Origin of the sequence: Pseudomonas sp. NFACC16-2, assembly GCF_900119205.1 — a bacterium.
In the GTDB taxonomy this organism is placed as follows: domain Bacteria; phylum Pseudomonadota; class Gammaproteobacteria; order Pseudomonadales; family Pseudomonadaceae; genus Aquipseudomonas; species Aquipseudomonas fluorescens_Q.
The window spans coordinates 33,196-53,316 of record NZ_FPIX01000030.1; the positions used below are offsets into that span (position 1 = coordinate 33,196).

18 protein-coding genes are annotated in these 20,121 nt (G+C 62.2%); 13 read left to right on the forward strand and 5 right to left on the reverse strand.

Annotated elements, in window-relative coordinates:
- Positions 1-6: 6 nt before the first annotated feature.
- Positions 7-159 (forward strand): hypothetical protein, encoded by a 153-nt coding sequence (locus BT116_RS31085; protein ID WP_003200270.1) that lies wholly within the window; start codon positions 7-9, stop codon positions 157-159.
- Positions 160-206: 47 nt separating this feature from the next.
- On the forward strand, positions 207-1,277 hold the full coding sequence (locus BT116_RS21470; RefSeq protein ID WP_072347029.1) for a 3-deoxy-7-phosphoheptulonate synthase: 1,071 nt from the start codon (positions 207-209) through the stop codon (positions 1,275-1,277).
- Positions 1,278-1,342: 65 nt separating this feature from the next.
- On the opposite strand, the gene BT116_RS21475 is transcribed toward BT116_RS21470, so the two are convergent.
- The gene (locus BT116_RS21475; RefSeq protein ID WP_072347030.1) at positions 1,343-2,404 is read right to left on the reverse strand and encodes a hypothetical protein; all 1,062 of its coding nucleotides are present in this window, start codon (positions 2,402-2,404) and stop codon (positions 1,343-1,345) included.
- 323 nt (positions 2,405-2,727) lie between these two features.
- On the opposite strand from BT116_RS21475, the gene BT116_RS21480 reads away from it, so the two are divergent.
- The 6 genes from BT116_RS21480 to BT116_RS21505 all read left to right on the forward strand — a co-directional run bounded on the left by BT116_RS21480 (position 2,728) and on the right by BT116_RS21505 (position 9,651).
- Entirely contained in the window at positions 2,728-3,597 is an 870-nt protein-coding gene (locus BT116_RS21480; protein ID WP_063321973.1) for an esterase/lipase family protein, read from the forward strand.
- Between the two features lie 96 nt (positions 3,598-3,693).
- On the forward strand, positions 3,694-3,975 hold the full coding sequence (locus BT116_RS21485; protein WP_003200262.1) for a peptidylprolyl isomerase: 282 nt from the start codon (positions 3,694-3,696) through the stop codon (positions 3,973-3,975).
- A 126-nt stretch (positions 3,976-4,101) separates the two neighbouring features.
- Positions 4,102-5,970 carry an extracellular solute-binding protein gene (locus BT116_RS21490; RefSeq protein WP_072347031.1) on the forward strand — a complete coding sequence of 623 codons (1,869 nt, stop codon included), beginning with the start codon at positions 4,102-4,104 and terminating at the stop codon, positions 5,968-5,970.
- A complete protein-coding gene (locus tag BT116_RS21495; RefSeq protein WP_072347032.1) occupies positions 5,970-7,028 on the forward strand; it encodes a microcin C ABC transporter permease YejB in 1,059 nt (352 codons plus the stop codon). Before BT116_RS21490 ends, BT116_RS21495 begins: the two co-directional genes overlap by 1 nt.
- The gene (locus BT116_RS21500; RefSeq protein WP_072347033.1) at positions 7,028-8,050 is read left to right on the forward strand and encodes an ABC transporter permease; all 1,023 of its coding nucleotides are present in this window, start codon (positions 7,028-7,030) and stop codon (positions 8,048-8,050) included. Before BT116_RS21495 ends, BT116_RS21500 begins: the two co-directional genes overlap by 1 nt.
- Before the next feature lie 26 nt (positions 8,051-8,076).
- Complete coding sequence (locus tag BT116_RS21505; protein WP_072347059.1) at positions 8,077-9,651, forward strand: ABC transporter ATP-binding protein; 1,575 nt, start codon at positions 8,077-8,079, stop codon at positions 9,649-9,651.
- Positions 9,652-9,656: 5 nt separating this feature from the next.
- Here BT116_RS21505 and BT116_RS21510 read toward each other — a convergent pair whose 3' ends face one another.
- From BT116_RS21510 to BT116_RS21520, 3 genes are read right to left on the reverse strand one after another with little or no spacing between them, the layout of a single operon-like run.
- Entirely contained in the window at positions 9,657-10,520 is an 864-nt protein-coding gene (locus BT116_RS21510; protein ID WP_072347034.1) for a class I SAM-dependent methyltransferase, read from the reverse strand.
- 26 nt (positions 10,521-10,546) lie between these two features.
- A complete protein-coding gene (locus tag BT116_RS21515; RefSeq protein ID WP_072347035.1) occupies positions 10,547-10,927 on the reverse strand; it encodes an antibiotic biosynthesis monooxygenase family protein in 381 nt (126 codons plus the stop codon).
- A gap of 56 nt (positions 10,928-10,983) precedes the next feature.
- Positions 10,984-11,877 carry an NAD(P)/FAD-dependent oxidoreductase gene (locus BT116_RS21520; protein ID WP_072347036.1) on the reverse strand — a complete coding sequence of 298 codons (894 nt, stop codon included), beginning with the start codon at positions 11,875-11,877 and terminating at the stop codon, positions 10,984-10,986.
- 107 nt (positions 11,878-11,984) lie between these two features.
- On the opposite strand from BT116_RS21520, the gene BT116_RS21525 reads away from it, so the two are divergent.
- From BT116_RS21525 to BT116_RS21545, 5 genes are all read left to right on the forward strand, one after another.
- Positions 11,985-12,632: a TetR/AcrR family transcriptional regulator gene (locus BT116_RS21525; RefSeq protein WP_072347037.1), complete on the forward strand. Its 648-nt coding sequence runs from the start codon at positions 11,985-11,987 to the stop codon at positions 12,630-12,632.
- A 175-nt stretch (positions 12,633-12,807) separates the two neighbouring features.
- Positions 12,808-14,223, forward strand: a complete 1,416-nt coding sequence (locus BT116_RS21530) for a sigma-54 interaction domain-containing protein (RefSeq protein WP_072347038.1) — start codon at positions 12,808-12,810, stop codon at positions 14,221-14,223.
- Positions 14,224-14,524: 301 nt separating this feature from the next.
- Positions 14,525-15,916 carry a GntP family permease gene (locus tag BT116_RS21535; RefSeq protein ID WP_072347039.1) on the forward strand — a complete coding sequence of 464 codons (1,392 nt, stop codon included), beginning with the start codon at positions 14,525-14,527 and terminating at the stop codon, positions 15,914-15,916.
- Positions 15,917-15,923: 7 nt separating this feature from the next.
- On the forward strand, positions 15,924-16,700 hold the full coding sequence (locus BT116_RS21540) for a 3-hydroxybutyrate dehydrogenase (RefSeq protein ID WP_072347040.1): 777 nt from the start codon (positions 15,924-15,926) through the stop codon (positions 16,698-16,700).
- Positions 16,701-16,895: 195 nt separating this feature from the next.
- Complete coding sequence (locus BT116_RS21545) at positions 16,896-18,851, forward strand: acetoacetate--CoA ligase (protein WP_072347041.1); 1,956 nt, start codon at positions 16,896-16,898, stop codon at positions 18,849-18,851.
- 43 nt (positions 18,852-18,894) lie between these two features.
- Here the strand turns inward: BT116_RS21545 and BT116_RS21550 are convergent, their stop codons facing one another.
- Positions 18,895-20,010 carry a PilT/PilU family type 4a pilus ATPase gene (locus BT116_RS21550; RefSeq protein WP_072347042.1) on the reverse strand — a complete coding sequence of 372 codons (1,116 nt, stop codon included), beginning with the start codon at positions 20,008-20,010 and terminating at the stop codon, positions 18,895-18,897.
- Between the last annotated feature and the right edge of the window lie 111 nt (positions 20,011-20,121).

Below are 20,121 nucleotides of genomic sequence, written 5' to 3' on the forward strand. Positions count from 1 at the left end.
TGAGCCATGAACTACGCCACTTATTACCGTTACGACAGTTTTTCCGCCTGGCGATTTACCAGCCACCGCTCGGGACAGCCTGCCGCCTCCGATCGGTCACCTACCGGTGGCAAGCCTCAATTGCGGGCCAATCCGGCCAATTGTCGAACACCCCACTAGGACCGGCGCGCGGGAACGAACCCGCCGCCCGTCCAGGAAGCCAGATCATGAATTCGTCCGTCTCCGCTTTGCCGCTGTCCACGCTCAACCCTGCCAACGAAGCCCTGACCCTGCGTCTGCCGAGCTCGTTGCAACTCAAGCACCAATTACCGCTCAGCACCGCGTTGAGCCAGCAAGTGAGCGCCCATCGCCAGGCCATCCGCGCGATCCTCGACGGTGAGGACTCCCGCCTGCTGGTCATCGTCGGCCCCTGCTCGATCCACGACCCGAAATCCGCCCTTGAATACGCCGCCAACCTGGCCCGCGTGGCCCATGAAGTGAGCGACAGCATGCTGCTGGTCATGCGCGCCTACGTGGAAAAGCCCCGCACGACCGTAGGCTGGAAAGGCCTGGCCTACGATCCTGGCCTGGATGGCAGCGATGACATGGCCGCGGGCCTGACCTTGTCCCGGGAACTGATGCGAGAGATGTTGCAGCTTGGTTTGCCTGTCGCCACCGAACTGCTGCAACCCATGGCCGCCAGCTACTTCGATGACCTGCTCAGTTGGGTCGCCATCGGCGCACGCACCACCGAATCGCAGATCCATCGGGAAATGGCCAGCGGCCTGGGCATGCCCGTAGGGTTCAAGAACGGCACCGACGGCGGGGTCGGCATCGCCTGCGATGCCATGCGTTCTGCCGCCCATCCCCATCGGCATTTCGGCGTAGACAGCCAGGGGCATCCGGCGATCATCCAGACGCCAGGCAACCCCGACACCCACCTGGTGCTGCGCGGTGGTCATCGCGGGCCGAACTACGACCAACAGAGCGTCACGCAGATACACCACGACCTGACCCGCCTCAAGATACCGGCCCGGATCATGGTGGACTGCAGCCACGCCAACAGCGGCAAAGACCCGTTGCGCCAACCGCAGGTGTTCAATGACGTGCTGGAACAACGCCTGCAAGGCAACCGCACCCTGATCGGCATGATGCTCGAAAGCCATCTGTTCGAAGGCTGCCAACCGCTGGGCCCATCGATGCGCTACGGCGTCTCGGTCACCGACGGCTGCCTGGGCTGGGAGTCCACCGAACGGCTGCTGCGCGAAGCCCATCGCAAGCTGCAATTGCCAGCCTGAGCCTCGAACGCGCCGTCCCCTGGAGCCAGGGGCGGCGCTCCCACAGAGGTTGTGCCGGGCTTCGCTCAGCCTGGCGCGCCGGAACGCACCCGGACCGTCACCCACTCGGAACGCTGGCTGACGTCATCCAGACGCTCGACCTGATAGAACACGCCCACCGACCTGCCGCCTTGATCCTGCCAATACACCGCAGGAATCAAAAAAGCGAGCGGTTGGCCTGCCGTGGCCTCGGTGATTTCGCGTTCACGCACATAAGACGAGTTTCCGTTGCACTGCAACCAGACCAGCTCGCCCGCCTCAAGCCCGGGATCATCGATAACAATCGTCACCCCTTCTTGCAAATCGTCGACATCCAGCCACCCGTCGTTCATCTCCCGAATCCTGGGCGCCTTCAACGCAGGACGCAGCAGAGGACCGATGTGCAACGACAAGGGCTCGGCGCGGCGCACCGAATGTCCACGCCTGACGACATAGGCCAAGGCCAGGTCGTGTCCTACATGGGGAGCGATCAGCGAATGATCGATCCAGAGCGACAGCTCACGACCGACAGCATGGGCTTCTATCTCCAGCACATCGCGCCAAAGCGCGTTGGAGTCCTTGCTGGCCGTCAGGATCAATCGATCGCCGACCGCCATCCTGGCGTAGGGCCGAATCGTCACCCACGTTCCATCGGGCACCCGACTTGGATCAAGGCTGCCACCGACCGCATCGTTGGCAACGGCAGGCAGCAGTCGCGGCGATACATCGCCGATGTCCAGTTGCAGGTGTTGCGAAACCAGGATGGCCGGCAACTGTTTGCCCATCACCTGGTAGGAGAGCTCCAGCGAGCCACCGTCCAACTCGGCGATGTGTGGTTCGCGCACGACGAACACGACGTCGCGCCCTACTTGCCGCTCCGTGACGAACCCGGCCACCTCATGTCGATAAGGCTCTCCCTCGTTGTTGAGCCCATGCCAACGCAGCAGCACCTCATCCCCGCACGCCATCATGGGATAAGGCTTGACGGTAACGACGGCCTTGCGCCAAGCGGGGTCGATCACCCCGTCCCTGGCCGCTGCCAGGATCGGTGGCGGCAGCCTTGCTCCTGAAGTTGAACGGGATCGTTGAAGAGAGGGGTAAGTGATCATGTGCAGGCTCCAGTCCTTGGATGAAGGCACCGTTTGCATAACGGCGCTCGATGGAGCCATTAAAACCTGCTCGCGGCAAACGCACAGCCAGACAAGACGACAACAGCGGTGGTCCCTGGCGCTCAAAGCTGTAGCTGCGAACGACTCCGGTTATAGGAGACCTCCTACACCTTTAGCCAGCGCCGGGCTATTTCCCATTCTTCCCACTTTTTCTATTCCGGTTTCCCCGCGTCAGCGCGGTTTCTTCCTACACCGTCCCTTACAGGCCTGGATTAGAGTGAAGTCGCAAATTCATCGTGAACCTCTTCGAAAAAGGTACGAACATGCAACGGAATGCAACCACTCAATTCCCCATCCTGTTGGTCCATGGGTTGTTCGGGTTTGACAAGATCGGCGGCTTCGAACTTTTCCATGGCATCAAACAAGCCCTACGCGCAGGCGGTGCCCGGGTGTTCATCCCACACCTGTCGGCCTCCCATTGCAACGAGGCCAGGGGCGAACAACTACTGGCGCAAATCGATCGGGTCCTGGCCGGCACCGGTGCCGCCCGGGTCAACCTGATCGGCCACAGCCAGGGTGCGCTGGCCGCCCGGTATGCCGCCGCGCTGGCACCCGACAAAGTTGCCTCGGTCACGTCGGTCAGCGGCCCCAACCATGGTTCCGAACTGGCCGATTTCCTGCGCAAGGCCCTGACCCCCGGACGTTTGCCAGGGCATGTGGCAAGAGGCGTCGCCACACTGTTCGTCGATTTCATCTCACGGCTTGACGGGCAGGCGCAGCTATCGCCCAGCGCCGTCGCGGCGCTGGCAACGTTGACCACAGAGGCCGTGGGCGCCTTCAACGACAAATACCCCCAAGGCCTGCCGAAGAACTGGGGCGGGAACGGCCCGGACCGGGTCAATGGCGTGCGCTACTACTCATGGAGCGGTACGTTGCGCGAGGCTACGGGGGAAGCATCGGAGCCTTTGCAGGGTTTCTGCCGCGCCTTCTCCGACTACTTCATCACCGAAGCCGAGCAGAACGACGGCCTGGTCGGACGCTTCAGTTCGCACCTGGGCAAGGTCATTCGCTCCGACTATCCAATGGACCATATGGAGGCCATCAGCCCAGGAGTCGGCACATCACGCAAGGGTACAGCCCCCACAGAGCTTTACCTGCGTCACGCCGAGCGCCTGCGCAAAGCCGGCCTTTGATCGCCGGGCCCAAGGTTTTGACGCAATTTTGACAACAACCCGTTCATGAATCCGGTAGGCTCAACACCTTTAAATACAGCGAAAGGAATTTCCCCCATGGCCAAAGCCACTGCCCGCCACATCCTGGTTTCCACCGAAGACAAGTGCAACGAACTCAAGGCCCAGATCGAAGCCGGCGCCGATTTCGCCGAAGTGGCCAAGGCCAACTCCTCCTGCCCATCCAGCCGTCAAGGCGGCGACCTGGGTTCGTTCGGCCCGGGCCAGATGGTCAAGGAATTCGACACCGTGGTATTCAGTGCCCCGATCAATGTGGTCCAGGGCCCGGTCAAGACCCAGTTCGGCTATCACCTGCTGGAAGTGACCAGTCGCCAGGACTGATCCCGATTTATCGACATGACGGCCCGCCCTTCGGTGGGCCGTTGTGTTTGGGTCACACGGGGCTGGCGATCCAGGCGCCGCTCGCGTACAAATCGTGTCATCGATCACCCGGCTTTAAGGCTGACAATGCGACTGGCGTTCCCTTCCCTGCTATTGACTGCCGTGGCCCTGCTGACAGGCGCCGTCGGCGTCGATGCAGCACCGCAACATGCCCTGACCGTCTATGGCGAACCGGCCAAATATGCCGAAGGTTTCGGCCACTTCGCCTACACCAATCCCCAGGCCCCCAAAGGCGGGACCATGCGCCGCTCGGCCGTCGAGATCGGCCACTTCGACCATATCCTGCCCTACATCGACAAAGGCATCGGGGTCAGCCAGATCGACGGGATGCTCTACTCGCCACTGGCCCAGCGCTCGCTGGATGAGCCCTATACCGTCTATGGCCTGGTGGCGCAGAAAATGGAGCGGGCCGACGATGGCCTGTCGCTGCGCTTCTACCTGAACCCCAAGGCCCGCTTCGCCGACGGCAAGCCCATCACCGCCCAGGACGTGCGCTACAGCTTCGAGCTGTTGATGAGCCAAGGCAGCCTGCGCTATCGCACCCAGTTCGTAGCGGTCAAGGACGTCGTGGTCGAGGACGAACGCACCGTGCGCTTCAACTTCAAGAACAACGAAAGCCGTACCCTGCCCCTGGACATCGCCACTTTGCCGGTCTTTCCCGAACATTGGTGGAAGACCCGCGATTTCGCTAACGGCGGCGGCTACGAGCCCCCGCTGGGCAGTGGCCCCTACCGGGTCAGCAAAGTCGATTCCGGGCGCAGCATTACCTTCGAACGTAATGCCGACTGGTGGGGCAAGGATCTGCCGGTCAGTCGCGGCCTCTACAATTTCGACCATTTCAGCATCGAGTATTTTGGCGACACCGATGTGGCCCGCCAGGTGCTGCGCGGTGGCGCCTATGACTACAATCGCGAGTTCTCCGCCACCGGTTATGCCATCGGCTATGACAGCCCGGCCCTGCACGACGGTCGCCTGCAAAAGGCTCACTTGGCCACCCAGGCTCCCCAGACCGCCCAGGGCTTCGTGTTCAACCTGCAGAAACCGCAGTTCCAGGACCGTCGTGTGCGCCAGGCCCTGGCGATGCTCTGGGATTTCGAATGGAGCAATCGCCAGATGATGCGCAACGTCTATGTGCGTCAGCAGAGTTACTTTTCCAACACCGACCTCGCCGCTCGAGAACTGCCCGATGCCGGCGAACTGGCGATCCTCGAGCCGTTACGCGGCAAGATTCCCGACGAAGTCTTCACCCAAGTCTTCCAGGCCCCGAAAACCGACGGCAGTGGCGTGATCCGCGACAAACAACTGCAAGCCCTCGCCTTGTTGGAACAGGCCGGCTGGAAACCGGACGGCGACCGCCTGGTGAATGCCGAGGGCGAGCCGCTGAGCTTCACCTTCCTGAACAGCCAGAACGGTATCGACCGCCTGCTGCTGCCCTACAAACGTACCCTGGCGCAAATCGGCATCGACATGAGCATTCGCCGCATCGACGCCTCCCAGTACGTCAATCGCCTGATGAGTCGCGACTACGACATGATCATCACCGGCTACCCCGTCAGCACCTCGCCGGGCATGGAACTCTACAACTACTTCGGTTCGGCGGCCGCCAATGATCCAGGGGCCAACAACTACATGGCCTTGAAGGACCCGGCGGTGGACGCGCTGATCGACGGCTTGGTCAAGGCCAGCACCCAAGCCGACATGCTGCGCCATGCCCACGCCCTGGACCGGGTGCTGCAATGGAATCACTACTGGATTCCCAACTATTACCCGCCGGGCAGCTCGACCGTGTGGTGGAACCGCTTCGGCATCCCGAAAGTACAGGCCAGTAATGACGAAGCCATCGAAAGCTGGTGGGAAGTGAGCCCCACACCCTTGACCAACGAGCAGATGCGCGCCGAACTCATCAGGCGTGGCACACCCGGAGGGCGGCATTGATGTGGGCCTATATTGCACGGCGCCTGCTGCTGATCGTCCCCACGCTGGTGATTATCCTGCTGGTGAACTTCGTCATCGTGCAGGCCGCACCCGGCGGGCCGGTGGAACAAGCCATCGCCCACCTGCAAGGCATCGGCGGCGCCAGCGTCGGCGGTTCAGGCAACACCATGACCAACAGCTCCCGCGCCAGTCGCGGCCTGGATCCGCAACTGATCAAGGACATCGAGAAACAATACGGCTTCGATAAACCGGCCCATGAACGTCTGTGGCTGATGCTCAGCAGCTATGCCCGCCTCGACTTCGGCAAGAGTTTCTTCCGCGGCGCCACGGTTACCGACCTGATCCTGGAAAAGATGCCAGTGACCATTTCCCTTGGGCTCTGGGCAACATTGATCACCTATCTGGTGTCGATCCCCCTGGGCATCCGCAAGGCGGTGCATCACGGCTCGGCATTCGATGTGTGGAGCAGCACGGCGATCATCATTGGTTATGCGATGCCGGCGTTCCTCTTCGCGATGTTCCTGATCGTGGTGTTTGCCGGCGGTACGTCGTTGAACTGGTTTCCGGTGCGCGGGCTGGTGTCGGATAACTTCGAGTCGCTGTCGACACTGGGCAAGATCGCCGACTACTTCTGGCACTTGGTGCTGCCGGTCACGTCGCTGGTGATCGGCGGCTTCGCCACCCTGACGATCCTGACCAAGAATTCGTTCCTCAATGAAATCACCCGCCAGTACGTGGTCACCGCGCGAGCCAAGGGCATGAGCGAACGCCGGGTGCTGTACGGCCATGTGTTCCGCAACGCGATGCTGCTGGTGGTATCGGGTATTCCCCAGGCGTTCATCAGCGTGTTCTTTGCCGGCTCGCTGCTGATCGAGGTGATTTTTTCCCTCGACGGCCTGGGACGCATGAGCTACGAGGCCGCAGTCTCCCGGGATTATCCGGTGGTGTTCGGCTCGTTGTTCATCTTTACGCTGTTCGGCCTGCTGATCAAACTCGTCGGCGACCTCTGCTACACCCTGGTGGACCCGCGCATCGACTTCGCCGCGAGGAACGCCTGATGTTCAAGTTTTCACCCTTGGGTCGCCGGCGCTTCGAGCGTTTCAAGAAAAACCGTCGGGGCTGCTGGTCGCTGTGGCTGTTCATCGGCCTGTTCATCCTGACCCTGGGCGGCGAACTGATCGCCAATGACAAGCCGCTGGTGGTGAGCTACCAAGGCTCGCTGTATTTCCCGGTGTTCAAACGCCATACCGAACAGGAATTTGGTGGGCAGCTACCGTTCCAGGCCGACTACCGCAGCAGCTACGTGCAGAACCTGATCCACAAGGACGGCGGCTGGCTGTGGTTCCCACCGATCCCGTTCAGCGACGACACACCCAATTACGACCTCAACCAGCCGGCCCCGAGCCCACCCTCGACCGTGAACTGGCTGGGCACCGATGACCAATCCCGGGACGTGCTGGCCCGGGTGATCTTCGGTGCGCGAGTGTCGATCCTGTTCGCCCTGGCACTGACCGCCATCAGCACGCTGATCGGTATCGCCGCCGGTGCGTTGCAGGGGTATTACGGTGGTTGGGTGGATTTGCTCGGGCAACGCTTGCTGGAAGTCTGGTCCGGGCTGCCGGTGCTCTACTTGCTGATCATCTTGTCCGGCTTCGTGGAGCCGAACTTCTGGTGGCTGCTGGGGATCATGGCGCTGTTTTCCTGGCTGGCCCTGGTGGACGTGGTCCGTGCCGAGTTCCTGCGCGGGCGCAACCTGGAATACGTCAAGGCGGCCAGGGCCCTGGGGCTCAGTGATCGCAAGGTGATCGTGCGGCACATCCTGCCCAACGCGATGAACGCCACCCTGAGTTACTTGCCCTTCATCCTCACCGGGGCAATCTCGACCCTCACCGCCCTGGATTTCCTCGGCTTCGGCATGCCCGCCGGCAGCGCGTCGCTGGGGGAACTGATCGCCCAAGGCAAGCAAAACCTGCAAGCGCCGTGGCTGGGGCTGACGGCGTTTTTTACCCTGGCCCTGATTCTTTCCCTGTTGGTGTTTATCGGCGAGGCGTTGCGAGACGCGTTCGACCCACGCTCTTGAAAACAGCCATGAAGCGAAACCTTGAGATGAGCGACAACCTGATCGAAATCCGCGACTTGAGCGTGGCCTTCAACGACCAGACGGTGGTACGCAACCTGTGCCTGGACATCCGCCCCGGCGAGTGCCTGGCCCTGGTGGGCGAGTCCGGCTCCGGCAAGTCAGTGACAGCCCACTCGATCCTGCAATTGCTCCCCGAGACAGAGGCCCGCACCACCGGCAGCATTCGCTACCGCGGCCAGGAACTGCTGGGGGCCGATCCCATGGCCCTGCGGGAGTTGCGCGGCAATCGCATCGCGATGATCTTCCAGGAGCCGATGACCTCGCTGAACCCGCTGCACAGCGTCGAGAAGCAGATCGGTGAAACCCTGATGCTGCACCGGGGCCTGGGCGGCAAAGCGGCGCGCCAGCGCATTCTGGAACTGCTGGCCCTGGTGGGCATCCAGAAACCCGCCGAGCGGCTCAAGGCCTATCCCCACCAACTGTCCGGCGGCCAGCGGCAACGAGTGATGATCGCCATGGCGCTCGCCTGCGAGCCGGAGCTGTTGATCGCCGACGAACCGACCACCGCGCTGGACGTGACCGTGCAGCGCAAGATCCTGCTGCTGCTCAAGTCCTTGCAACAACGGCTCGGCATGTCCTTGCTGTTGATCAGCCACGACCTCAACCTGGTACGCAGCATCGCCCAGCGTGTGTGCGTGATGAAGGCCGGGGAAATCGTCGAGCAGGCGCCGTGCGAAACCCTGTTCAGCGCACCAAAACATCCCTACAGCTGCGAGCTGCTGCACGCCGAACCGGAAGGCGAGGCCCTGCCCCGGGACGACCGCGAGGAGGTGTTGCAAGTGCAAGACCTGCGCGTGAGTTTTCCCCTGGCCGGTGGGCTGTTCCGGCGCAAGGAATACCTGCACGCCGTGGACGGTATCAGCCTGAGCATCCAGCGCGGCAAGACCCTGGGCATCGTCGGCGAATCCGGCTCCGGCAAGTCCACCCTCGGCCAGGCAATCCTGCGGCTGATCGAGTCCGAAGGCAGCATTCGTTTCCAGGGCCAGGCCCTCGATCATCTGTCGCAAAAAGCCCTGCGGCCGTGGCGCAAGCAGATGCAGGTGGTGTTCCAGGACCCGTTCGGCAGCCTCAGCCCACGGATGTCGGTGCAGCAGATCATCAGCGAAGGCCTGGAGGTGCACAGCCCGTCCAGCCCTGAAGAATGCGAAGCCCAGGTGATCCAGGCGCTCAAGGAAGTCGGCCTCGACCCGCAGAGCCGCCATCGCTACCCCCACGAATTCTCCGGCGGCCAGCGCCAACGCATCGCCATTGCCCGGGCGTTGGTGCTCAAGCCGGCGTTGATTCTGCTGGACGAACCGACTTCGGCCCTGGACCGCACGGTGCAAAAGCAAGTGGTCGCCCTGCTCCGTCAGCTCCAGGAAAAGTACGGCTTGACCTACCTGTTCATCAGCCACGACCTGGCGGTAATTCGCGCCCTGGCCCACGACATGATCGTGATCAAGGACGGTAAAGTGGTCGAGCAAGGCGCCAGCCATGACGTGTTCGACTCACCCCAGCATCCCTACACCAAGGAGCTGTTGGCGGCGGCGCATCCCGGGTAATCCTGTCAGCTTGCAGGATTGCGTGCCGTGACGATCCACGCCGCGCCGTCCATCATCACCGACCGCTCGCCAGGGAGACCCGCGAAGACGGCACGAACGGCGGCCCAGGCGCGGGCGCGGATGTCGTCGGACTGATCAGCCAACACAAGCGACAATGGGCCGCCCTCGAACGCCATCTTCACCGCGTCGTCGATCGCTTCGTCCCGCGTCCCGCCCTCACCGAACGGGATAGAAGCATCAAAGGGCGCGATAGCGATATCGGTGAAGCCAGCCGTCGTCAGGATGCGTGTCAGCCGCCCCCGGTCGCCGAACGAGAACGGGCCGGGTGCTTCGGGACCGGGCGGCGCGGGTAGCGGGACGATGTCCTTGATTGCGGCCATCGGCAGGCGCACCCAATCGTTCTCGGCCACGCCACGCCAGCAGACGAAAGCGACCCGCCCGCCCGGCCGCAGCGCGCGTCGCATATGGGTGAAGGCCCCTGTGGGATCGTCGAAGAACATGACTCCGAAGCGCGAGAACAGGATGTCGAACGCACCCTCGGGCAGCTCGGCGCTGCTGGCGTCGGCTACCCGGAACTGGGCCGGCGTATCCTGTGGCGCCAGTGCGCGCGCTCGACCGATCAGCGGTTCGGATATGTCCACGCCCAGCACATGGCCGCCCGCGCCGACGCGGGAGGCCAGAGCCAGACTCGACGCGCCCGCGCCGCAGCCGATGTCCAGCACGCGTTCGCCCATGGCGGGCGCGGCGGCTTCGATCGCGGCCCGGCCGAACACCGCAAACATGGCGTCGAGCCGAGCCTGGTTGGCGGCCCAGTACTCTCCGCTTTGGCCATTCCAGTCGGCGACTTGATGGGCATTTTGCTCTGTCATGACATCTCCTCGTCTTGAGTCGTTCTTCAGGCCACGCAAAAGCCGGGGACGGCGACCTTCTGGAACAGGTGCGGGCTGGCCACGACGGATGACGGATATGCAGGAAGTTTCGCGAGGAACGCGGGATCAGTGAAGGCGGCGCGGACCGCCTCGGTGGATTCCCACACCACATAGTTCAGGTAAGTCGGGCTATCGCCGATCGCTCGATGCAGTTGCATGGAAATGAAGCCCGGTTGCTTCGTTATGACTTCGGCAGCTGCCTTGAAAGCGTCCAGGAAGCCCGCTTCATCGGCGGGATCGACGACCGTGAAGAGATTGATCAGCACGAGAGGCGCGGCCGCGATACCGAGTTGGCGGTCAAATGGAAATTTCTCGTCTAGAGGTTTGAATGGTTTTACGGCGGGCATGGTGGCGCTCCTGTCTATTGCGCAATTGAAACTGGGGTGATCGATGCTGATTGCTCTCAAACCAGCATCGACTGCTGCGCGAAGATACCCGCCGTTGCGCCCTGCCATGATGCCGTGGTGACCGAGGGCATTGCGGGGTTGGCGAGGTCGCCGGCGGCATAGATGCCGGGCACGCTGGTTTCGCGGCGCTCGTCGACCTTGAGGGCGATGCCCTGGGGCGTATCGACCGTGGCGAGGCCCAGCGATTCATGCAGGCGTGCGGACGGCTTGTTGCGCGGATGCGCGAACAGGATGTCGACCGCGACAGCGGGACCGACGTCGAACCTGACGGTGGCGTTATGGCTCTCGTCATGGTCGATTTCGGTGATCCGGCCATCGACGACAGGGATGCCGCGGCGCGCCAGATCGGCCCGGATGTCGGGTGAAATGTCGTGACCATTGGCGAAGACTGTCAGCGTATCGGTCCAGTCATGGTACAGCCTGACGTAGTTGTGCGACGCCGGGCCGGACCAGACGAGCCCCCAATGCCGGCCGGCAACTTCAAAGCCGTCGCAATAGGGGCAGGGCACGATGGAGGTGCCCCAGCCTTCGGCAAAGCCAGGAATTTCAGGCATCTGGTCGGCAACGCCATAGCTCAGGATCAGGCGGCGCGCCCTGAGAGTTTCGCCCTCGCCCGTGAGGACGGAGAAATCATCGATGGCGCCGGAGACACTCTCGGCCCGGGCATTGACCATCTGGATCGTGGGATAGCGCGCCAGCTGCTGCCGCGCCTCGACCAAGATCTCCAGCGGTGGCTTGTGGTCGTGGCCGAGCACGCCATGGGAGTGGTCGGCGAAGCGATTGCGCGGCAGGCCGGTATCGAGAACGATGACCTTGCGGCGGGCACGGCCGAGCTGCAGGGCGGCGGCGAGCCCGGCAAAGCTGCCGCCGATGATGATGACGTCATTCATGGTGATGGGCTCCGCGTATGGATGAAGGAAGATTGGCTTGCAACTTTAAGATACTTTGAAGTACCGTAATTCAAGAATTAGAATACTGTCAAGTACTGGAATTTTTTATGACCGAAAACAACCAGACCCGGCGCGGCCGTCCTGCCAACGAGGCCCTTGGCCAAACTATAGTCGACGCTGCGGGCGAACTTTTTGTGGAGTTGGGTTTTCAAGCGACGACCATGGACAAGGTCGCCCAGCGGGCGAAGATCTCCAAGCTCAGCATCTATCGGCACTTCGAGAACAAGGAGGCGCTGTTCAGTGCGGCCATCGCGGCCCACTGCCATCAATTTGCACCGCAGGCCCTTATTGAAGGCGTCGGCGGTTCGGCGGCAGATCAACTCATGGCAGTGGGAACATCCCTGCTGCACACGTTGTTGAGCCCCGACGTGCGCAGTGTCGAAGCCATGATCATGGCCGACAAGACGAATCAAAAATCGTTAAGCAAGCGCCATTACGAAGCCGGCCCCGCCTATGTCATCGCCCAGATCGAGGCCCTGTTGCGTCAGTTGCACTCGAAGGCGGTCCTGAACGTGCCCGACCCCCTGGGATCCGCCCGCTTGTTTGCCGCGCTGTTCAAAGGATCTGATCTCCTGATGATCGCCCGCTTCGATGAGGCCAGGGCAAAGGACGACAACGAAATCGAATCCTATTGCCGGGCGGCCGTCGCCATGTTCATCGCCGCGCACGGTGGTGGCGACCGCACGGGCGGATAAACATTTGATTGCTCCGGGCAGCTTGGCCGGGGCCATCCATTTGGAGAGTTTCTAACCGTACAAGTTAGCTGGAAAGTAGCGGCGGCGCTTCGATCCTGGGATTTCCCCCGGCATAATGCGGCTCTTGGCATCCGTCCATGGCTGCCGGCAAATCCCTCCTCTCTGGAAATGCCCGATGAACCCCACCGAAAGCCTCAAGGATTACAAGCGCGTGCGCACGCTGGCGATCCGTTCGTTGTTCGAGATCATCGAGCAGTCCAGCGAAGGCACGGTGATTGTCGACCGTGACGCGAATATCGTCTGGATGAACGAACGCTACGCCCGGCGTTTCGGCCTGAACTCGGCGCAGGAGGCGATTGGCCGGGCGTGCGAAAGCGTGATTCCCGGCAGCCTGTTGCGGGAGGTTGTGCGCACCGGGCGCCCGATCTTGCTGGACATGCAAGACACGCCCAAGGAGCCGCTGGTGGTGATGCGCCTGCCGATCCACGACAGCGCGGGTGCGGTGATCGGTGCCATCGGCTTTGCCTTGTTCGATGAGTTGCGCAGCCTGTCGCCGATGCTCAAGCGCTACCTGAGCATGCAGGAAGAACTGGCCTCCACCCGCTCGCTGCTGCGGGCGCGGCAGACCAAGTACAACTTTGCCCATTTCATTGGCACCAGCAACGCCGGCCTTGAGGTCAAGCGTCGTGCCCGGCGCAGCGCCAGCGCCGATTCGCCGGTGCTGTTGCTCGGCGAAACCGGCACCGGCAAGGAACTGCTGGCCCAGGCCATCCACAGTGCTTCGCCGCGGGCGCACAAGGCGTTCGTCAGCATCAACAGCGCGGCGATTCCTGAATCGCTGCTGGAAGCTGAATTCTTCGGCACCGCGCCAGGGGCGTTTACCGGGGCCGACCGCAAGGGCCGCGCCGGTAAACTGCAGATCGCCCAGGGCGGTACGCTGTTCCTCGACGAGATCGGCGACATGCCGCTGCCGCTGCAAAGCAAGCTGCTGCGGGTGCTTCAGGAAAAGGAATACGAACCGGTGGGTTCCAATGAGGTGCTGCAAAGCGACGTGCGGGTGATCGCCGCCACTTCCATGGACCTGGAGGCGGCGATCAAGCGCGGAGAGTTTCGCGCCGACCTGTATTACCGCCTCAATGTGCTGCCGATCCACGTTCCGCCCTTGCGTGAACGCCTGGATGATTTGCCGGCCCTGAGCGAAGCGATCCTGGAAGAGTTGCGCAGCCAGCATGAACTGAACCCCACCGCCCTCGCCCTGCTGCGGCAACACGCCTGGCCGGGCAACATCCGCGAACTGCGCAACGTGCTGGAACGCGCCGCGTTGCTCAGCGACGACCTGGTGCTCACGGCGGCGGACATCCGCGCGGCCATCGGTACGTTCATACCGGTAACCCACACGACAAGCCCGAGCCTGGAACCGTTGCCGCAAGAAACTTTCAGCCAGGCCCGGGCACGCTTCGACCGGCACCTGATCGAAACCACCCTCGCGCAATGCGGGGGCAAGGTGGTGGAAGCGGCCGAGCGGTTGGGGTTGGGGAGGTCGACGTTGTACAAGAAGATGGTGGCGCTGGGGATTGCAGAGTCTCAATAAAGAGACTTAATTCTCAAAATATAGACTTTTAGCTTTGGAGCGCTTTGCACTCATCGCGAGCAAGCTCGCTCCCACAGGGATAGGTGTTCTTCTTAAGTACACGGTCAACTGTGGGAGCGAGCTTGCTCGCGATGAGGTCCTGCACACTCCACAAAATTCTCAAAACAGAGACATACCTCTCATTCGCATCCCACAACCTCAATTAATTTCCTTATATTTCAGTCAGTTACATACCTGGCACAAAACTCGCTAAAGCCCTCCCACAGCTTCATCACAACAATAACAATCCAGGAGACACACCATGAGTGTGATCATTGCCTTGGCAGCCCTCGCGCTGCTGATGGTCGCCGCCTACCGTGGCTACAGCGTTATCCTCTTTGCCCCCATCGCCGCCCTCGGTGCCGTCCTGCTCACCGACCCGTCTGCCGTCGCCCCCGCATTCACCGGGGTGTTCATGGAGAAAATGGTCGGCTTCATCAAACTGTATTTCCCCGTGTTCCTGCTCGGCGCGGTGTTTGGCAAGCTGATCGAGCTGTCGGGGTTCTCCCGCTCCATCGTCGCCGCGGCGATTCGCTTGCTGGGGACGCGCCAGGCCATGTTGGTGATCGTGCTGGTCTGCGCCTTGCTCACCTATGGCGGCGTGTCGCTGTTCGTGGTGGTGTTCGCGGTGTACCCGTTCGCCGCCGAGATGTTCCGCCAGAGTAATATTCCCAAGCGCTTGATCCCGGCCACCATCGCCCTCGGCGCGTTCTCGTTCACCATGGACGCCCTGCCCGGCACGCCGCAGATCCAGAACATCATCCCCAGCACGTTCTTCAACACCACCGCCTGGGCCGCACCTTGGCTGGGTGTGATCGGTACGCTCTTCGTGTTCAGCCTCGGCATGCTGTTTTTGCAACGCCAGCGCAACAAGGCCCAGCGTGTGGGCGAAGGTTACGGCACCGAACTGCGCAACGAACCGGAAACCGCCGAGGACATCAAGCTGCCCAACCCCTGGATCGCCGTTTCGCCACTGCTGGCGGTGGGCATCATGAACCTGCTGTTCACCCAGTGGATCCCCCAGTGGTACGGCAAGACCCACAGCCTGGCGCTGCCGGGCATGGCGACGCCAGTGACCAGTGACATCGCCAAGCTCACCGCGATCTGGGCCGTGCAGGCGGCGTTGCTGGTGGGCATCATCATGGTCCTGCTGTTCGGCTTCCGGGCTATCCGCAGCAAATTGGCCGAAGGCAGCAAGAGCGCCGTGGGCGGTGCATTGCTGGCGGCAATGAACACTGCGTCGGAATACGGCTTCGGTGCGGTCATCGCCTCCTTGCCGGGCTTCCTGGTACTGGCCGACTGGCTCAAGAGCATCCCCAACCCGTTGGTCAACGAAGCCGTGACGGTCACGCTGTTGGCGGGCATCACCGGTTCCGCCTCGGGCGGCATGAGCATCGCTTTGGCGGCAATGTCTGAAAGCTTTATCAGCGCCGCCCACGCCGCCAACATTCCCCTGGAAGTGCTGCACCGGGTGGCCGCCATGGCCAGCGGCGGCATGGACACCCTGCCCCACAACGGCGCGGTGATTACCCTGCTGGCGGTGACCGGGCTGACCCACCGCGAAGCCTACAAAGACATTTTCTGCATTACGCTGATCAAGACCCTCGCGGTGTTCTTCGTGATCGCTGTGTTCTACGCCACTGGCATTGTGTGAGGTTCCCATGACATCCCCTCTTTCGGGCAAGACCGCCCTGGTCACCGGTTCTACCAGCGGCATCGGCCTGGGCATCGCCCTGAGCCTGGCCAAGGCCGGCGCCAACCTGATCCTCAACGGCTTTGGCGATGCCTCGGCGGTGATCGCCGAGGTGCAACAGTTCGGCGGCAAGGTCGGTCATCATCCGGCCGATGTCAGCGACCCGGCGCAGATCGCCGACATGCTCGCCTACGCCGAGCGCGAGTTCGGCGGCGTGGACATTCTGGTGAACAACGCCGGGATCCAGCACGTGGCCGCCGTGGAAGATTTCCCCGTGGAGCGCTGGGACTCGATCATTGCTATCAACCTGTCCTCGGTGTTCCACGCCACCCGCCTGAGCCTGCCGGGCATGCGGGCCAAGGGCTGGGGGCGGATTATCAACGTCGCCTCGGTGCACGGCCAGGTCGGCTCGGTGGGCAAGGCGGCGTATGTCGCGGCCAAGCATGGGGTGATTGGCCTGACCAAGGTGGTCGGCCTGGAAACCGCCACCAGCAACGTGACCTGCAACGCCATCTGCCCGGGCTGGGTGCTGACGCCACTGGTGCAAAAACAGATCGATGATCGCATTGCCGCCGGCGTCGATCCGCAACAGGCGCAGCATGACCTGTTGGCCGAGAAACAGCCGTCCCTGGAATTCGTCACCCCGCCGCAACTGGGGGAACTGGTGCTTTTCCTATGCAGCGAAGCCGGCAGCCAGGTACGCGGCGCGGCGTGGAATATTGATGGTGGGTGGCTGGCTCAGTAAGGTCCTGCGACTCCTTGTGGCGAGGGGATTTATCCCCGCTGGGTTGCGCAGCGACCCTAAAACCTGGCACCTCGATCTGTCAGGCAAATTGAGTCTGCAGCTTGAGGGCTGCTTCGCAGCCCAACGGGGATAAATCCCCTCGCCACAGGATTGGGTCGCTCTATAGTGTGTACATAAGAAAACAAGAGGCACCCCATGTCCGACATCCTCTGGCAACCCAGCCCCGAACGCATCGCCCAGTCGCGCATGAACGCCTTTCGCCAGTTCGTCAACGCGCGACATCACCTGCAACTGCACGACTACCCGGCCCTGCATACCTGGAGCATCGACCAGCGCGAAGCCTTCTGGCAGGCCATTGTCGATTTTTTCGAGATTCGCTTTCACCAAGCGCCCGACGCGGTGTTGGTGGAAGGTTCGCAGATGCCCAGCGCCCAGTGGTTCCCTGGGGCCACCCTGAACTTCGCCGAGCACCTGCTGCGCCGCCGCGATGACACCGTCGCGGTGGTGGCGCTCGACGAAAACGGCAGCCAGGAACAACTGACCTGGGCCGAACTCGCCGCCCATGTCGCTGGCCTGCAAACAAGCTTGAAAGCCGCCGGCGTCACCCAGGGAGATCGAGTCGCCGCTTGCATGCCCAACACCTGGCAGACCCTGGTGGGTATGCTCGCCACCACCAGCCTGGGGGCCATCTGGTCGTGCTCGTCACCGGACTTCGGCACCCAAGGGGTCATCGACCGCTTCGGCCAGATCGAACCCAAGGTGCTGATCACCTGCGCCGGTTATCGCTACGCGGGCAAGGTCATCGACCAGCGAACCAAGGTCAACGAAATCCTTGAACGTTTGCCGTCATTGCAGCAATTGATCGTACTGCCTTATGCCCAGCCTGACGCCCGCGTCGAGGACTTCAAGACCCCGGCCGCTGTCGCGTTGTGGAATGACTTTTATCAAAGCGGTGGCGAACCGGCGTTCGTCAGCGTGCCCTTCGACCACCCGCTGTACATCCTGTATTCCAGCGGCACGACCGGCGTGCCGAAATGCATCGTCCATGGCACCGGTGGCGTGCTGCTGCAACACGTCAAGGAACACGGCCTGCACGTCGACCTCGGGCCCGAGGATCGGCTGTTCTACTACACCACCTGCGGTTGGATGATGTGGAACTGGTTGGTGTCGGCCCTCGCCGTGGGTAGCACGGTGGTGCTCTATGATGGCTCGCCGTTCCACCCCGGTCCCGAGCACTTGCTGGACCTGATCGACCAGCAGCGCATCAGCGTATTCGGCACCAGCCCCAAGTTCCTCGCCGCCCTGGAAAGCGAGGGCCTCAAGCCCCGCCAGACGCACCGTTTCGACAGTCTGAAAACCCTGCTCTCCACCGGTTCGGCACTGGCGCCCCATAGCTACGATTATGTGTACCGCGACATCAAGGCCGATGTCTGCCTGGCCTCGATGTCCGGCGGCACCGACATTGTGTCCTGCTTCGTCAACGGCAACCCGCTGTCACCGGTGCGCCGGGGCGAAATGCAGGGCAAGAGCCTGGGCATGGCCGTGCAGGTCTGGAACGAGGGCGGCAATCCGGTCATCGGTGAAAAAGGTGAGTTGGTGTGCACCCGGCATTTCCCGGCGATGCCCATTGGTTTGTGGAACGACCCTCGGCAGGAAAAGCTTCGCGCCTCCTACTTCACCCAGTTTCCCGGCGTATGGGCCCAAGGCGACTACGCCGAAGAACTGCTCCACGGCGGTTTCCTGATCCATGGCCGCTCCGATGCCGTGCTCAACCCGGGCGGTGTGCGCATCGGCACGGCGGAAATCTATCGGCAGGTGGAAAAAGTCGAGCAAGTGCTGGACTGCGTCGCCATCGGCCAGCGATGGCAGGGAGATGTCCGGGTGGTGCTGTTCGTGCGCCTGCGCGATGGCGTGACGCTGGATGAAGCCTTGGCGCAACAGATCCGCCAGGTCATCCGGGCCAACACCACACCGCGTCATGTGCCGGCGAAGATCCTCGCGGTCAGTGATATTCCACGAACCATCAGCGGCAAGGTGGTGGAGTTGGCGGTGCGCAACGTGGTGCATGGCGAGGCAGTGAAGAACACCGATGCCCTGGCCAACCCCGAGGCGTTGGAGCAGTTTCGGGATCGGCCGGAGCTTGCCGACTGAGCGCAACAGGCAGTTTTGTGGCAAGGGGCGGTCCCCGACACGATCAGTCCATAAGCCCCCACTCTCCCGCCGCCGGATCGGCCGGTGGCACCGCGCCCGACTCGGTATGCAACTTCAACCGCAACCGCAGGTTGTTCGCCGAGTCGGCATTTTTCAGCGCTTCTTCCTCATCGATGGCGCCTTCGACCACCAGGTTGAACAAGGCCTGGTCAAAGGTTTGCATCCCCAACTCCTCTGACTTTTCCATGATGCCCTTGAGCTCGCCGAGCTCGTTGCGCCGGATCAGGTCGGCCACCGTGGGCGAGCCCAGCATGACCTCCACCGCCGCTCGCCGCTGGCCGGTGCGGGTACGCACCAGGCGCTGGGAGACAAACGCCTTGAGGTTGTTGCCCAGGTCATTGAGCAGTTGCGGCCGGCGTTCTTCCGGAAAGAAATTGATCACCCGATCCAGGGCCTGGTTGGCGTTATGGGCATGCAAGGTGGAAATCACCAGGTGCCCGGTGTCGGCAAAGGCCAAGGCATGCTCCATGGTTTCCCGGTCACGGATTTCGCCGATCAGCACCACGTCCGGCGCCTGGCGCAGCGTGTTTTTCAGGGCGGCATGGAAACTGCGGGTGTCGACACCGACTTCCCGTTGATTGATGATGGATTTCTTGTGCCGATGGATATACTCCACCGGGTCCTCGATGGTGATGATGTGGCCGCTGCTGTTGCGATTGCGGTAATCGATCAGCGCCGCCAGGGAGGTCGACTTGCCCGAGCCTGTCGCACCGACGAACAGCATCAACCCCTGTTTCTGCATGATGGTGTCCAAAAGCACTCGAGGCAGTTTCAGGTCTTCGAAGCGCGGGATGTCCAGCTTGACGTTGCGAATCACCATGGACACGTCATTGCGCTGCTTGAAGATATTGACCCGGAACCGCCCGACGCCGGCCAGGGAGATCGCCAGATTCATTTCCAATTCCCGATCGAACTCAAGGCGCTGTTCGGCGTCCATCAGAGACTCGGCGAGCCTGGCAATGTCGCCGACCTTGAACGCCTCGTTACCCAAGGGTTTGAGCACCCCCTCGAAACGCGCGCACGGCGGCGCACCCGTGGACATGTAAAGGTCGGAACCATTCTGGCTCGCCAGGATTCGCAACAACGGATCGATTTCCATGGACTGAAACTTCCGCGAGACACCAATGAAACAAGCTGAGCCGAACATGAACCTCTTCAGACCCGCCCGCACTTACCTTCCTCAAAAGATAGTAGACGCCGTGGTACAGAC

Excerpts from the sequence above, each read along its gene's own strand:
- BT116_RS31085 (WP_003200270.1), top strand. The coding sequence starts at position 7 with ATGAACTACGCCACTTATTACCGTTACGACAGTTTTTCCGCCTGGCGA.
- BT116_RS21470 (WP_072347029.1), top strand. The coding sequence starts at position 207 with ATGAATTCGTCCGTCTCCGCTTTGCCGCTGTCCACGCTCAACCCTGCC.
- BT116_RS21475 (WP_072347030.1), bottom strand. The coding sequence starts at position 2,404 with ATGATCACTTACCCCTCTCTTCAACGATCCCGTTCAACTTCAGGAGCA.
- BT116_RS21480 (WP_063321973.1), top strand. The coding sequence starts at position 2,728 with ATGCAACGGAATGCAACCACTCAATTCCCCATCCTGTTGGTCCATGGG.
- BT116_RS21485 (WP_003200262.1), top strand. The coding sequence starts at position 3,694 with ATGGCCAAAGCCACTGCCCGCCACATCCTGGTTTCCACCGAAGACAAG.
- BT116_RS21490 (WP_072347031.1), top strand. The coding sequence starts at position 4,102 with ATGCGACTGGCGTTCCCTTCCCTGCTATTGACTGCCGTGGCCCTGCTG.
- BT116_RS21495 (WP_072347032.1), top strand. The coding sequence starts at position 5,970 with ATGTGGGCCTATATTGCACGGCGCCTGCTGCTGATCGTCCCCACGCTG.
- BT116_RS21500 (WP_072347033.1), top strand. The coding sequence starts at position 7,028 with ATGTTCAAGTTTTCACCCTTGGGTCGCCGGCGCTTCGAGCGTTTCAAG.
- BT116_RS21505 (WP_072347059.1), top strand. The coding sequence starts at position 8,077 with ATGAGCGACAACCTGATCGAAATCCGCGACTTGAGCGTGGCCTTCAAC.
- BT116_RS21510 (WP_072347034.1), bottom strand. The coding sequence starts at position 10,520 with ATGACAGAGCAAAATGCCCATCAAGTCGCCGACTGGAATGGCCAAAGC.
- BT116_RS21515 (WP_072347035.1), bottom strand. The coding sequence starts at position 10,927 with ATGCCCGCCGTAAAACCATTCAAACCTCTAGACGAGAAATTTCCATTT.
- BT116_RS21520 (WP_072347036.1), bottom strand. The coding sequence starts at position 11,877 with ATGAATGACGTCATCATCATCGGCGGCAGCTTTGCCGGGCTCGCCGCC.
- BT116_RS21525 (WP_072347037.1), top strand. The coding sequence starts at position 11,985 with ATGACCGAAAACAACCAGACCCGGCGCGGCCGTCCTGCCAACGAGGCC.
- BT116_RS21530 (WP_072347038.1), top strand. The coding sequence starts at position 12,808 with ATGAACCCCACCGAAAGCCTCAAGGATTACAAGCGCGTGCGCACGCTG.
- BT116_RS21535 (WP_072347039.1), top strand. The coding sequence starts at position 14,525 with ATGAGTGTGATCATTGCCTTGGCAGCCCTCGCGCTGCTGATGGTCGCC.
- BT116_RS21540 (WP_072347040.1), top strand. The coding sequence starts at position 15,924 with ATGACATCCCCTCTTTCGGGCAAGACCGCCCTGGTCACCGGTTCTACC.
- BT116_RS21545 (WP_072347041.1), top strand. The coding sequence starts at position 16,896 with ATGTCCGACATCCTCTGGCAACCCAGCCCCGAACGCATCGCCCAGTCG.
- BT116_RS21550 (WP_072347042.1), bottom strand. The coding sequence starts at position 20,010 with ATGGAAATCGATCCGTTGTTGCGAATCCTGGCGAGCCAGAATGGTTCC.